The sequence below is a fragment of the Heliobacterium chlorum genome (assembly GCF_014502795.1).
Classification (GTDB): Bacteria; Bacillota; Desulfitobacteriia; order Heliobacteriales; family Heliobacteriaceae; genus Heliobacterium; species Heliobacterium chlorum.
Genome location: NZ_JACVHF010000156.1, coordinates 1 through 505 on the forward strand (window position 1 = coordinate 1; position 505 = coordinate 505).

The window sequence follows — 505 nt, forward strand, 5'->3', positions numbered from 1 at the left end:
ATTTAATACTTAGACTTTTTGTAAAATTTATGCTTTCAGTTAAAAGATTTGTCATGAATAGTGGGGAAAGATTTGCTGTCTTAATTGATAGTAATGGTCTCCCTCTAACATACCCAAATCTTTATACGATGATTTATTTGAGAAACAGAGGGCATTCGGTTAACACAATTGTTGCGGTACTTGAAGATATTGAACTGCTTTACCATATTTTTCATAAATGGCTTTGTTGCACAAACCTATCTGTAAAGGCTTTTTCAGCGATATAATTTTCAAATGAAGAAGCCTACACACAAAATCTACCGCACAACCAATTGGCCCGCATATAACCGAGCACTCATGAGTCGCGGAAATATTGCCATTTGGTTTGATCCTGCTACGCAATGGTATGCGCCATCAAAAGACAAACAAGGGCGAAATCAAACCTACTCCGACGCAGCCATCCAATGCTGCTTAATGATTAAATCCTTATTCCGTCTGTCTTTACGTATGGTCACTGGCTTTGTGC

At 38.0% G+C, this 505-nt stretch carries 2 protein-coding genes; both read left to right on the forward strand.

Going from position 1 to position 505, the window contains the following annotated elements; translation table 11 throughout:
* Window positions 1–266 (forward strand): hypothetical protein (locus H1S01_RS21280; RefSeq protein WP_207732449.1); only part of this gene is annotated, 266 nt, incomplete at its 5' end.
* 7 nt (window positions 267–273) lie between these two features.
* A partial coding sequence (locus tag H1S01_RS20740; RefSeq protein WP_188042191.1) for a transposase occupies window positions 274–505 on the forward strand: 232 nt, incomplete at its 3' end.